Below are 12,382 nucleotides of genomic sequence, written 5' to 3'. Positions count from 1 at the left end.
GGTCCGGAGATTGCCATGCTGCCAGCCCTGCCAAGTTTTCCTCATCACCACCCGCTGCTCAACCAGTGCCGGCAGGTACTGAAGGAGTTCGCACCCTCGCCGGCGCCGCTGATCCGGCGCGCGGAGCAGCGGGTACCCTTCCTGTTCAGGCAACTGGCCACCGAAACACCCCTCAACCGCATGTTTGCGGACGCTATTGCCGAGGGTGAGTTCGACGACTTCGAAGGCCGCACCCTCAGGCTGGAAATCGACGGTGGCCAGCCCGGCGTCACCCTGGGGTTATGGCAAGGCAGGCTAAGGTTTGTTTACGGGCCCGGAGAAGCCACCATCCGTGGCAACTGGTCGGCTTTCTATCAACTGGCCAACCGGAAGCAGGACCCTGATCAGCTGTTCTTCCAGCGCAAACTGATTATCGAGGGGGATACCGAATTGGGTCTGGGTATCAAGAACCTGCTCGACAGTCTGGAGTGGAGTCTGTTCTGAGCTGAACTCAGATCATCCCCAGCTCCAGGCGGGCCTCCTCATCCAGGTTGTCATGGCTCCAGGGCGGATCAAATACAATATCCACCTGGCAGTCCCTGACATGGGGCACCTGCATGATCTTGTCCTTCGCATCACCCGCAATGATGTCGCCCATACCGCAACCTGGGGAGGTCAGCGTCATTCTTACCTTAACCAGCTTTTTGTCCTGATCGATATCCAGACCATAAACCAGCCCCAGGCTGACAATATTGACCGGAATCTCGGGATCATACACCTGACGCAGGCTGTCCAGGCACTGCTGCTCACTGATCAGGCCGTCCTCCGGTGGCTCGAACATGACAGCGTCGGTCTGTAGGCCCAGTTTGCGGGTGACCTCCGGAGATAGCCGGTAAAGGTTGCCTTCAAACCTCACCGTAAAACTGCCCCCGAGGGCCTGGGTAATGGTGACATCCGCACCCTCGGGAAGGGTGACCGCATTCCCGTGGGGCACTCGCAGGGCTTCGCTGTCCTGGGACAATCTGAAGGACTTGGGTGGTTTTGCCGGCTTCTTGCTGTTCGGGGCCTTGATAGTCAGGGTCTGCAGCGTCCCCTCCCCGTGCACGCCGATTTCCATATCCTGCAGAAAGGGCACACTCAGTGCGTCAAAGAACAGGGTAAGGTCGCCAAAATCATGGCGGATATCGCTGGCTGACGCCTCACCGGGCGGACAGAACGCCAGGCAGGTTTCTGCGTGCGAGGTGCCGCCCTTGTCCACATACACTCTGGCGGCCATACCCGGCACTTCCTGCTTAGCCAGCAGTGTGGTCAAGTACTCACGGGCCCCTGTACTGACTTCCGCGTTGATCGTCATTCCCGCCTCCTGTACAACTCACCATTTAATATATTCTATATACATGTTCATTTTGGAGCAAGGAACCAGCGCTTCTTGAAGATAATCCCTGGGCCGGCCGCCTAACCGATGAGAATATTTCTTGACAACTTATATAATGTATTTTATATATTACTTTAAGGAAAAGGAGGAAACATCATGAAATACGAAGACATCATTGGCCGTTGCGACACCACCACCGTAAGCCAGGTGGTCAGCCGTTGCCCAGAGGCACTGAACGTACTGCAGAAACACATGCCCGAGGTGGATGCCCACCGCCAGACCACGCTGGATGTGGTCGCTTCCATCGCAGGCCTCAGCCAGGAAACTCTCTGCCAGGAAATTTTTGATGTGATGATGGCACAGACGCCACTGGAAGACCTGGATACTGACGTTTTGCTGGAGCTGATCCTGCGGGGCTATGACATCGAAAACCTGGAGCAGATACCCAAGCTGCACCGACTGGCCCGCAAGATCGAGGCGATTCACCGTGACAACCCGGATGTTCCGCGGGGTATCACCATGGCGATCAAGTCCCTGGAAAAGGACCTGAAGGATCATATCGAGCGAGAGGAGCATTACGTACTCGAGCGCATGGAACACGACCAGCCACCGAGGCCGGACACCCCTATCGCCCAGATGAATGAAGAGCATTCCGAGCTTCGCCAGGTACTGAAGAAAATCCGCAGGCTGACCGGCAACTATCGCCCGCCTGAATCCGCCTGCCGGTCCTGGCGGCGCCTGTACCGGGAACTTCAGGCGTTCGACTTCAGGCTCTCTGAACAGATCTACCTGGAACGCAACATCCTGTTTCCCCGCTTCCAGTTCTGATGGAGGACAGCATCATGGCATCAGCCAGCAGGAGCGCGAACGGCAAGGCATCACGGACGGTATGCTCAGGCTATCGGTGGGGCTGGAAGATGCCGGTGATCTGACTGATGATCTGAACAAAGCCTTGGCGACCGCCCAGGTCGCCAGCCCACTATTACTTCCAGTAGTCCTTGGCCGCAGCCACGGTCTGGAAGTGTATCGCAATCACTTCTGATGCATGCATCAGGGCGTCCGCTTCCTGGGCATACTCTTCACGTTCACGGACCAGCACCTCCTTGTCAGATTGGGCACTTCTTATAGAAACATTTTCAATATATCTATATATGAAAGTGCCCGTTACCGTCCAGCGAAAGTCCTGACAAATACGGAGAACACCTGCGACCAGACAGCCTGAAATGGCGCCTGGCGGCGGCAATACGACCAAAATCAAAGGGATTATCAACCACTGGCATGAAGAAGTCCGTGGTACTGATGACGCCCACACCATTGCCAACATCCGCCACGGCGGCGTCGTCGCGGCTATTGTTGCCGACCAGCAAACGGGCATCACTGAATTCTGGCTTGCCGGTGTGGAGAATCCGGTCCAGAACATCAGGTGTAATCTTGCAACCACAGCCGGCGCCATGGCTGAATTCGGTCAGTCTGACAGACAAGGCTCAGCCCTCTCTCATGGCAAGCGGAAAGAGAGGAGCCTAGCTGACAATGCGGATCGGGTGCCTTGGTTCTTGTCAATCAGGCCCGAACAGCTAAGGCCTACTTACTAACGCTTTCTCTGCGTTTCCTGCGTTCCCGCTTAAGCTGGTTGGCTCGGCTCTCGTTAATGACAAGATCCAGCCATTTCAGATGCTGATCCCAGATCGGGTCTTTGTTTTGCTCAGGCTTGTCGCTACTCATCATTACCTCTCCCTGCGCCGGGAAAACTGGAACAATTCTACAGCCATTAACATTCTTTATATATAAATCTTACAAAGCGAGAGGAGAATCAGCAATGAGCTATCAGGACATTCTCCGCAACTGCCATGACACTACCCTTAACTGACCGGCTATCCGCCACTATCGTGTACCCGAGTCGGCCTGGTGCTTCTGGTGCGGTCTCTAACGGGACACTAGCAGCCTGTCGGACTTGAGCGATCGTCACGAGCAAGGTGGGAAAGGGAGCGCAAATTTTTCGGATTTTGAGGCGCATAGTGGTTCTATGTAACGAAAAATCCGGGAAATTTGAGCCGCTTTCCCACCGGCGCAGTAGATCAGCCTCAAGTCCGACAGGCTGCTAGAGGCGGTTATCCAGAATAAAGTCCCGTAGCGCTACCGCATTGTTATGTTCGGTATCTTTTGCCGAAAACACCAGCGTAATACGGTTGTGCTCTTCAAGCAGGTTTTTGAGCTTCCCAAGATCTTCGCTGGCGTCTTCGGCAGTCAGTTCCCTGAAGTATCGTTGCCGGAACTCCTGCCATTTTCCCGGATCGTGGCCGAACCACTTCCGCAAATCGGTGGACGGTGCCAGCCCTTTCAGCCAGTAGGCAATGTCAGCATTTTCCCTGGCCACACCACGCGGCCAGATGCGATCGACCAGTATGCGCGGACCATCCGAGCGGGCGGCAGCGTCATAGGCTCGTTTCAGGCGAACGTCCATAGGCGCGCTCCCGGATAGTTGAGTGGATTTTTTAGATTACTCCCGGATGTCCGGGGTTTCAAAAATTGAAGTCGGACAAGATGCTGATGTTTCGGCTGTTGCCGGCCAGGGTGTAGAGGAGAAAACCATTAAGCAATATTTTATTTGCGCGTTTTGACGCAGAACATGTGTGGGCCATCCGGGTCGCTGCTAGACTCGATGAGTCCGGCATGCATTGCGATGAGGAAACCCATTATGGAACCGATTACCGTGAGACTGTTCCGGTATCACCCCGAACAGGATGACAAACCCTGGAGCCAGGATGTCGAGGTGGACGGCAGCTTCCGCTGCCGGATGGTGCTGGACGTCCTCGAGCACCTGAAAACCCTGGATACCACTCTGACTTTCCGCCGCTCATGCCGGGAGGGGGTTTGCGGTTCAGACGGCCTCAACATCAATGGTCGCAACAACCTGGGTTGCATTACCCGGGTCGAAGATATGCTGGGCAAAAAAAACCTGCTGGAGATACGCCCGTTACCGGGCATGCCTGTGATACGGGATCTGGTAGTGGATCAGACCCTGTTCTTCGAGCAGTACAAGCGCATCCAGCCCTGGCTGATCAATGACAGCCCGAGACCAGCAACCGAACGGCTGCAAAGTCCGGAAGACCGCGCAAAGCTGGATGGCCTGTACGAGTGCATCCTTTGCGCCTGCTGCACCTCCGCCTGCCCTTCCTGGTGGTGGAACCCCGAGAAGTACATCGGCCCCTCCGGGCTTCTACAGGCTTACAGATTTTTGCAGGACTCCCGCGACACTGCCACCGCAGAGCGGCTGGAAAAGCTGGAAGACCCGTTCAGTGTTTTCCGCTGCCGCGGCATCGGCAACTGCACGGCATACTGCCCCAAGGGCCTGAATCCCATGAAGGCCATTGGCAGAATCAAGGCGATGCTGCTCCGCGAAGAGACATGACTGCCTGCAGGCGGCCAGGACTGGCCCGGTGCCCGTTATCAGGTCATACCGACCATGTTTACCGGAGTTTCGGGCCATGGGCCAATCGCAACGCAGCCCGGCATTACGGTTCACGAGCTACCCACCTTTTATGCGCTTCTTACGTTCTCGCTTGAGTTGGTTGGATTTGCACTCGTCAATAAAAAGATCCCGCCACTTACAGGTGTTTATCCCAGATCGGGCCTTTGGTTTGCTCGGGCTTGTTGCTGGCCATCGTTATCTTTCCGTGCACCGGGAAAATGAGAACACTTCCTAACACCCATTAACATGCACTTAATGTATATCCTAAATCAAGAAAAGCGGCCCCATATGGCAGCGTAGTCAGTCGTCCATCGGGGTCAGTTAACCCGTTTCTCTTCTCTGAAGCCCAACTTCTTGAGAATCACCATAGCCGGGCACCATTTGGTGAAGGAAGACTGGATCAGGTTAAGGGCAATAAAGCCGGTAAAGAAAAGCCAATACGGGCTTACATAGTGAGCCAGCAGAATGGAAATCAGCGTGAACACACCGGCTATCAGACGAAGACCTTCATTAACTGTCATTGCGCACCCCATTTATCGGAATATTGTTATACCATCAATGAATAGGCCTCACTCCGCAATGACTCAAATCATGACTTACACACAAAAGCGCAAAATGATCTGATCAAAACGCTGACTGACAGTGGCCGAACCATTTCCGCAATTCAGTGGATGGAGCCAACCCTTTCAACCAGTGGGCGATATCGGCGTCTTCTTTGGACACCCCCGGGGCCAGATGCGGTCAACGAGCACCCGCGGGCCGTTTGAAAAGGCGGGGGCTTCGCAGGCTCGTTTAAGGCGGATATTCACAGTTCCCTCCTCCTCTCTATGGGAGTGTATTGCGCCGAGGTTACTCACTGAATTCCATGTCCGCAAAACGTCAGGTCATGAGTGTGCAGATCCGGATCACGAAGGGGCTGCCTGCCCGGTAACAGCCTCATCACCATCAAAAACAGACCTGCATCAAGTCATCCATGAACAACACTTCCAAACCGCCGGATATACGATCATAATAAAGTAATTGATTACTTTCTTTTTGTCAGAGATGGATGGCTAGCCCATTGGACCCCATCAAACGCAGTTACAAAAGTACCGAACAGCGCCAGTCGGCAATCATCGAGGCAGTGGTGCATTTATGTGCGGAGCAAGATCCCTCCACCCTTACCACCGCCCGCATTGCCAGCGAGGTAGGGCTTTCCCAGGGTGCCCTGTTCAAGCACTTCCCCAACAAAAACAGCCTGTGGGAATCCGTGGCCGAATGGGTATCCGGCCAGCTCACCGAGCGGGTTTTCAGTGTTGCGGGTCAACATGAGCGCGCAGACGAGGCCCTTGAAGCCATGTTTCTGGCTCATATCGGCTTCATTGTCCGCCACCCGGGCATTCCTCGGCTGATGCTGGGAGAACTCCAGAAGCCAGGCAACGGCGCGGCCAAACGGATCGTTCGCGAGACCCTGGCCGACTACCGCCAGAAAGTCATTAAGCTGCTGAACCTCGGTATCGAACAGCAGCGCATTGCCGCCGCCATCGATACCGAGGCCGCCGCAGTGCTCTATCTTGGGGCCATTCAGGGATTAGTGGTGCAGGGCATGATAGGCGGTGATATACGCAGTCTTGAACAGGCCGCACCTCGCATCTTCAGACTTTTCAGCGCCAGCTTTAAGGAGATTCCCGATGCACCGCAAGCATAAATCCATCCTTGTCCTGACGCTGATCGCCGGCATCGCCTTCGTGGTGGTGATGGTGAACCTGAAGCAACCACCGGAACGCACGGCTGAACAGGTAGTCACGACACCGGCCAGAATCCTTGAAGTCACTCCTCTCACCGTTCTTGCCGAAGCCCGTGGTTATGGCCAGGTGTTACCGGCGCGAAGCTGGCAGGCAGTGGCCAACGTAGGTGGGCGCATCATCTGGAAGCACCCGGATATGGAAAGCGGCAACATGATTTCCGAAGGCACCCGCCTGCTGCAGATCGACCCGACCCGCTATGAACTGGCCGTGGCATCGGCCAGGGCCGATATTGCTGCTCTTGAAGCGGAACTGCGACAACTGGATCAGGAACAACAGAACACCCGGGAGTTGCTGGAACTGGAAAACCGCCGGCTGACCCTGGCCCAGCGGGAGCTGGAGCGGGCAAAAACCCTGGTGGACCGTGGCGCCCTGTCGGAAACCCGGCTTGATGAACAGCAACGGGCTACCCTGCAGCAGCAGCAGGCGGTGCAGTCGCTGAAAAACCAGCTGAACCTGATCCCGGTGCGCAAGGATACCCTGAACGCCCGCCTGGCCGGCAGTGAATCCGCACTGGCCAATGCCCGGGAAGACCTTGAAGATACACGGTTCGAAGCCCCCTGGGATATGCGGGTTCACCAGTCCGAAATTGAAACCAGGCAACAGGTGAGCCCCAATCAGACCCTTTTTGTGGCGGATGACATCACTGCTGCGGAAGCCACGGTGCAATTGCGAATAGCAGAACTTCGCAAAGTGCTTTCCCAGATCCCGGGTACGGCTAACAAGATAAGCAATGGCGGAACCCAGCCGGGCTTTCCCGACTTCCACCAGCAATTGTCGCTGGGCTCTCTGACCGTTCGCGTACACCCCACCGGCGCACCCGACAGCCACTGGACCGGCAAGCTGACCCGGGTTACCGGCAGCCTTGATCCCGCCACCCGCACCGTTCAGGCAGTGATTACGGTGCAAGAGCCTTACCGTAATGCCAATCCCCCGGCCCGGCCCCCGCTGGTACGAAACATGTTTGTGCAGGCGACGATCGCAGCGCCGACACCCGAGCCGGCACTGGTGGTGCCGGCGAGCGCGATTCACCAGGGCGAGGTGTATCTGGCCGATGACAATGACCGCCTGCAACGCCAGCCGGTCACTCTGGCCTGGCAACAGGGTGAGCTTGCGGTGGTCAGCGACGGTCTGAAAGCCGGGGATCGGCTGATACTGGACGACCTGGTTCCCGCCATAGAAGGCATGCCACTGAGCCCCCGGCCAAGTGAGAAAGCCCATCAGTGGCTGCAGAAAAGGGCTGCAGGAGAGCAGCCATGATCCGCTGGTTTGCCGGCCACCCCACCGCTGGCAACCTGCTGCTGGTTCTGATATTGGCCACGGGCCTGTTTGCGGCACCGAACCTGACCCGGGAAACCTTCCCGGACTACCTGCCACCGGAAGTCAGTATCACCATGGAATACCGGGGTGCCACCGCAGCGGATGTGGAGGAAGCCATCTGCCAGCGCCTGGGTGAAGCATTACAGCGGGTAGAGTACATGGAGGAAATCACCTGCACCGCCCGGGACAACCAGGCCCAGGCCATTGCCAGCATGGCGCGCCAGGGCGATATGGGCCGCTTTCTGGATGATATCCGCACCGAAATCGAAGCTCTGACCGATCTGCCCGAGGAAGCCGAAGACCCGATTATCCGCGAGCTGTACCGCACCAATCTGGTGGCCGCGATCGCGGTTTACGGGCCCATGAGCTTTTCGCATCTTGAGACTTACACCAATGAGCTGGAAGACCGGCTTTTCGCCATGGATGGCGTGGCTGATGTCATTCCCGTTGGTCTGTCCCAGCGCCAATGGCACATTGAAGTCTCCCGGGATCTGCTGCGCCAGTACGGCCTGGGGGTGCGCGACATTGCCCGCGCCATAAACAGCCAGAACCTGGACATGCCTCTGGGCAACATTGAAACCGACAGCCAGGATATCCAGCTGCGGTTTGTGGATGAGCGGCGTTCACTGCAAGCCCTGGCCAAGCTTCCCATTATCGGTGGCGAAGCCGGGGCCGTACTGACCCTGGGTGACATTGCCAGCATTACCGAAGCCCATGAACGTGAAGAAGAACGGGTGGAATTCAATGGCCAACGCGCCATCGTTCTTGAGATCCACAAAAACCGGCACGATGATGCCCTGCGGGTAATGGACTCACTGCAAGCCTTTGTTGATGAGGAAAAAATCCGTCGTGGTGGCACGGTGGATCTGGAAATCACCCAGGACATGACCTCTATCGTCCGGGACCGCTTGCAGATGCTCGTGGGTAACGGCATCACCGGTTTGCTGCTGGTGGGCCTGGTGATGGCGCTGTTCTTCCGCCCCCGCCTCGCCTTCTGGGCCTTGTTCGGCCTGCCATCCGCCTTTGCCGGCGCATTCGTGGTGATGGCGCTCACCGGTCTGGCACTGAACATGATCACCCTGGTGGCTCTGCTCATGGCTATCGGTATCGTTATGGACGACTCTGTGGTGATCACCGACAACATCGCCAGGCGCGCAGCCGAGGGATGCAGCCCACTGGAGGCTGCCGCCAGAGGCACACAGCAAATCCTGCCGGGCGTGCTGTCGTCGTTCCTGACCACGGTTTCCGTGTTTATCCCTCTGGCGTTTCTGGCCGGAGAATTGGGCGCCGTACTGGAAGTCTTGCCGATCGTTCTCATTGCAGCCCTGGCCGCTTCCCTGATCGAAGCTTTCCTGATACTGCCCCATCACCTCAAAAGTGGTCTGGGCAAAAAACGCGAAAAAGCGCCTTCCCGCTTCCGCACCGCATTCGACAACGGCTTCGGGAACGCCCGTGAAAAAGTGGGCCAGCTGGCTGACGCCGCCATCCGTTTCCGTTATGGCGTATTGGCGGCCATGCTGCTGGTTATCCTTGGTTCGGTGGGCCTGATAGCCGGCGGCCATGTGCGCATGGAAGCCATGCCGGAGATCGAGGGCGATGTGCTGGAAGCACGGCTACTGATGCCCCAGGGCACTCCCCTGCATCAGACCCGGGCCATTACCGACCGCATCACCTCGGCCATGAACAGACTGAACGAGGAATACTCTCCGGAACAGCCAGACCAGCAGGCCCTGGTGCAAAATATTCAGACCCGCTTCAACCAACACGCGGGCGCCGGCGAGAAAGGCGCCCATGTGGCAACGGTGATGACCGATCTACTGACCGCAGAAATTCGCACTGTGGACCTGGCCACCCTGACCGACCGCTGGTATCAGGAAATCGGCGATATCCCTGGCCTGATCGCCCTGAACATCCAGGAACCCGGCTTCGGCCCGGCCGGTATTCCCATCGAAGTTCGCCTGCAAGGCACAGATCTGGACGAGCTTAAAGCCGGGGCCCGCTACCTGAGCGAGGAAATCGCCCGCTATGACGGCACATTCAATGTGCTGGATGATCTTCGCCCCGGCAAGCCCCAACGGATTCTGTCGCTTAAAGACAGTGCACTGTCTCTGGGCCTGAATGCCGCCGAAGTAGCCAGTCAGATCCGCACGGGCCTGCTCGGCGATATTGTGGATACAGTACAGATTGGTGACCAACACATCGAAATCCTGGTGCGCCAGACCAGCGCCGAACGCAACACCCGCCAGTTCCTGGAAGACACTGTGATCACCACAGCCGGGGGCCAGATGGTTCCGTTGCGCGAAGTGGCCACCATCACCAACGATCGGCAATGGTCTCAGGTGACCCGTATCGACGGTCTGCGCACAGTCACAGTATCGGCCGATGTGCATGGCCGGGAAACCACTGCCGATGCCATCGTGGGCGACCTGCAGAAACGGGTGTTCCCGGAACTTCGTGAGCAATGGCCTGACGTCAGCTTGCAGGTAGAAGGGCAAACCGCCCGCTCCCGGGAAACCGGCCAGTCTATTGCGCGGGGGCTATTGATCGGCCTTCTGGGGATCTTCCTGATCCTGTCATTCCAGTTCCGCAGCTACCTGGAGCCGATCATTGTCATGCTGGCAATCCCGGTTGCCTTTATGGGGGCGGTGTGGGGACACCTGATCATGGGCTACAACCTGTCCATGCCTTCGCTGATCGGCGCAGCCTCTTTGGCGGGTATTGTGGTAAACAACGCGATTCTGCTAGTGCAGTTCATCAAGGGCTACCGGGAACAGGGCATGAGTGCCCGGGAAGCTGCCGGTGCCGCCAGCCGCGCCCGCTTTCGGGCCATCCTGATTACCACCAGCACCACCATCGCCGGCTTGCTGCCACTGCTGGCCGAAACCAGCACCCAGGCCATGGCGGTGATCCCCCTGGTGATTTCCGTGGTATTCGGCCTGCTGATGTCCACCATTCTGATACTGCTGGCGCTACCGGCGCTGTACGCCATTCTGGACGACCTTGGCTGGACAAAAGCGGCCGTCCCTGACAATCCGTAGCGCCACTGCTATGGTGTTTCAAACATACAACCAAAAGGAATCAATAGAATGACAGCTGGAATCGGAAAGTTCGTTGCCGCTCTGTTGTTCGGTATGACGTTAACAGCCAGTTCACTGGCAGCAGAACCAGTCACCCCGAAACTCACTGACAAACTGAGCAGTTTGCTCCAGAAAGAGATGCGCTCAGTGCAGGCCGCCATGACCGCCATTCATTCAGCCATGGTAATGGGTCAGCATGAAAAAGTGGCTGAGAATGCCCAGCAAATCCACGACAGTTTCATCCTTGCCCAGTCTCTGACAAAACAGGATCGCCAGGACCTGATGGCGGCAGTGCCCGAGGATTTCGTGAAACTGGACCAGGAGTTCCACCAGCTTTCAGCCTCGTTGGCAGAGGCAGGCCGTAACGAAAACACCGGGCAACAACACAAGCTGTTTGGCGAGATGACACGAAACTGCATCCAGTGCCACAGCACCTACGTTTCAGACCGTTTTCCCGGCGTTCAGTCCATCAGCGACTGACTCACCTCATCACACCAGCTCCATCCCTGGTTTGCCATACCAGTACCCGTTGCAGGGCGGTGCCTCCACCAGCTGCAACGGGTCGGTGACCGGGGTTTCACCGCGACGCACCTGGTCAAAGCGATTCACCACCTCATCCATACCCTGATGTTCCGGGCTCAGGCGCACGGTAGACACTCCCATCCGCTTCATGTCCGGCAGCTCCCGCATCAGGTCGTAGCGTGAACCGGACAGGGTTGAGGTGCCGTTAATGCGGAACAGCTCCTGGTTTTCGCGCGAGCGCACTTCCATGCCGTCGGGATGCTCAAGGCAGCGGAATTCGCAGTTGTCCTTGGGCAGGTTGTAGTGACGTGCCGTAAAGCACCGGGATGACCAGGCCAGAGGCAGGAAGCCCCAGGCGAACACCTCCGCCGGCAGATCCAGGCCCTCGGCTTGCAGGCCGCTGATCAGCTCTTCGAGCGTATCCCGGCCCAGTTCAACAGGCAGGTTCCAGCCTTGCAGGCCCTGTCTGGCCAGTACTTTCAGTGTGGGCACGTTATACACGTTCATGGACGGACCGGTTACGAACGGAATCCCGTTGCGCATAGCCACCTGCATGGCACTCTGGTCATTGGCTTCCACCACGAACTCGTGCTGATCGCAGATCCGGCGCAGGCGCCGCAGATCCGCTTCCGATTCAATCAGCGTCTGGGTGGAAAGCACCACCTCCTTGCCGCAGGCTTTCAGGTCGCGGGCCAGATCAAACCAGTCATCAGGCTTCAGTTCCCGGCGTCGGGAACACACGGCTTCGCCCAGATAGATGGTGTCTACCGGCCACTCGGCGGCCTTGCCGTAGAAATCGAATACCGTTTGCTTGGACCAGAACCACAGGATGGGGCCCAGAGATAACTTCATCATG

General features: G+C 57.3%; 14 protein-coding genes and 2 pseudogenes. 9 read left to right on the top strand and 7 right to left on the bottom strand.

Going from position 1 to position 12,382, the window contains the following annotated elements; genetic code table 11:
- The first annotated feature begins 15 nt into the window (after positions 1-15).
- Positions 16-483 (top strand): ubiquinone anaerobic biosynthesis accessory factor UbiT, encoded by a 468-nt coding sequence (gene ubiT / locus IE079_RS13690; RefSeq protein ID WP_189577344.1) that lies wholly within the window; start codon positions 16-18, stop codon positions 481-483.
- 7 nt (positions 484-490) lie between these two features.
- On the opposite strand, the gene IE079_RS13685 is transcribed toward ubiT, so the two are convergent.
- Entirely contained in the window at positions 491-1,333 is an 843-nt protein-coding gene (locus IE079_RS13685) for an iron-sulfur cluster assembly protein (RefSeq protein ID WP_189577342.1), read from the bottom strand.
- A 177-nt stretch (positions 1,334-1,510) separates the two neighbouring features.
- Between IE079_RS13685 and IE079_RS18875 the strand changes: the two genes are divergently transcribed.
- Together IE079_RS18875 and IE079_RS19040 are read left to right on the top strand one after the other, a co-directional pair.
- On the top strand, positions 1,511-2,182 hold the full coding sequence (locus IE079_RS18875) for a hemerythrin domain-containing protein (RefSeq protein WP_227712505.1): 672 nt from the start codon (positions 1,511-1,513) through the stop codon (positions 2,180-2,182).
- Positions 2,064-2,396, top strand: coding sequence for a PLP-dependent transferase (locus tag IE079_RS19040; RefSeq protein ID WP_308427778.1), 333 nt, complete (start codon positions 2,064-2,066; stop codon positions 2,394-2,396). Before IE079_RS18875 ends, IE079_RS19040 begins: the two co-directional genes overlap by 119 nt.
- On the opposite strand, the gene IE079_RS18870 is transcribed toward IE079_RS19040, so the two are convergent.
- The 3 genes and pseudogenes from IE079_RS18870 to IE079_RS13670 all read right to left on the bottom strand — a co-directional run bounded on the left by IE079_RS18870 (position 2,337) and on the right by IE079_RS13670 (position 3,815).
- Positions 2,337-2,669 (bottom strand): hexameric tyrosine-coordinated heme protein, encoded by a 333-nt coding sequence (locus tag IE079_RS18870; RefSeq protein ID WP_227712518.1) that lies wholly within the window; start codon positions 2,667-2,669, stop codon positions 2,337-2,339. The genes IE079_RS19040 and IE079_RS18870 overlap by 60 nt on opposite strands.
- Positions 2,590-2,835 (bottom strand): annotated as a pseudogene (locus IE079_RS13675) (selenide, water dikinase SelD); the annotation flags it as partial. The pseudogene IE079_RS13675 and the gene IE079_RS18870, both read right to left, overlap by 80 nt.
- Before the next feature lie 617 nt (positions 2,836-3,452).
- Complete coding sequence (locus IE079_RS13670) at positions 3,453-3,815, bottom strand: DUF488 domain-containing protein (RefSeq protein WP_189577340.1); 363 nt, start codon at positions 3,813-3,815, stop codon at positions 3,453-3,455.
- Between the two features lie 22 nt (positions 3,816-3,837).
- On the opposite strand from IE079_RS13670, the gene IE079_RS18980 reads away from it, so the two are divergent.
- Both IE079_RS18980 and IE079_RS13665 read left to right on the top strand, forming a co-directional pair.
- Positions 3,838-3,972, top strand: coding sequence for a hypothetical protein (locus IE079_RS18980; RefSeq protein WP_265013646.1), 135 nt, complete (start codon positions 3,838-3,840; stop codon positions 3,970-3,972).
- A gap of 77 nt (positions 3,973-4,049) precedes the next feature.
- Positions 4,050-4,763 carry a succinate dehydrogenase iron-sulfur subunit gene (locus tag IE079_RS13665; protein WP_189577339.1) on the top strand — a complete coding sequence of 238 codons (714 nt, stop codon included), beginning with the start codon at positions 4,050-4,052 and terminating at the stop codon, positions 4,761-4,763.
- A gap of 377 nt (positions 4,764-5,140) precedes the next feature.
- Here the strand turns inward: IE079_RS13665 and IE079_RS13660 are convergent, their stop codons facing one another.
- The gene (locus tag IE079_RS13660) at positions 5,141-5,344 is read right to left on the bottom strand and encodes a YgaP family membrane protein (RefSeq protein WP_189577338.1); all 204 of its coding nucleotides are present in this window, start codon (positions 5,342-5,344) and stop codon (positions 5,141-5,143) included.
- Between the two features lie 103 nt (positions 5,345-5,447).
- A pseudogene (locus IE079_RS19035) lies at positions 5,448-5,632 on the bottom strand (DUF488 domain-containing protein).
- 239 nt (positions 5,633-5,871) lie between these two features.
- On the opposite strand from IE079_RS19035, the gene IE079_RS13650 reads away from it, so the two are divergent.
- From IE079_RS13650 to IE079_RS13635, 4 genes are read left to right on the top strand one after another with little or no spacing between them, the layout of a single operon-like run.
- The gene (locus IE079_RS13650) at positions 5,872-6,510 is read left to right on the top strand and encodes a TetR/AcrR family transcriptional regulator (protein ID WP_189577337.1); all 639 of its coding nucleotides are present in this window, start codon (positions 5,872-5,874) and stop codon (positions 6,508-6,510) included.
- Positions 6,494-7,867, top strand: a complete 1,374-nt coding sequence (locus tag IE079_RS13645; RefSeq protein ID WP_189577336.1) for an efflux RND transporter periplasmic adaptor subunit — start codon at positions 6,494-6,496, stop codon at positions 7,865-7,867. The genes IE079_RS13650 and IE079_RS13645 overlap by 17 nt, the downstream gene beginning before the upstream one ends.
- Positions 7,864-10,965: an efflux RND transporter permease subunit gene (locus tag IE079_RS13640; RefSeq protein WP_189577335.1), complete on the top strand. Its 3,102-nt coding sequence runs from the start codon at positions 7,864-7,866 to the stop codon at positions 10,963-10,965. The genes IE079_RS13645 and IE079_RS13640 overlap by 4 nt, the downstream gene beginning before the upstream one ends.
- A 48-nt stretch (positions 10,966-11,013) precedes the next feature.
- Entirely contained in the window at positions 11,014-11,484 is a 471-nt protein-coding gene (locus tag IE079_RS13635) for a cytochrome c (RefSeq protein WP_189577334.1), read from the top strand.
- 9 nt (positions 11,485-11,493) lie between these two features.
- On the opposite strand, the gene IE079_RS13630 is transcribed toward IE079_RS13635, so the two are convergent.
- Entirely contained in the window at positions 11,494-12,381 is an 888-nt protein-coding gene (locus IE079_RS13630; RefSeq protein ID WP_189577333.1) for a U32 family peptidase, read from the bottom strand.
- Between the last annotated feature and the right edge of the window lies 1 nt (position 12,382).

The sequence above is a fragment of the Marinobacter zhanjiangensis genome (assembly GCF_014651935.1).
Lineage (GTDB): Bacteria > Pseudomonadota > Gammaproteobacteria > Pseudomonadales > Oleiphilaceae > Marinobacter > Marinobacter zhanjiangensis.
The sequence above is the reverse complement of the archived record's forward strand: the minus strand, read 5'-3'. Positions and strand labels throughout refer to the sequence as shown.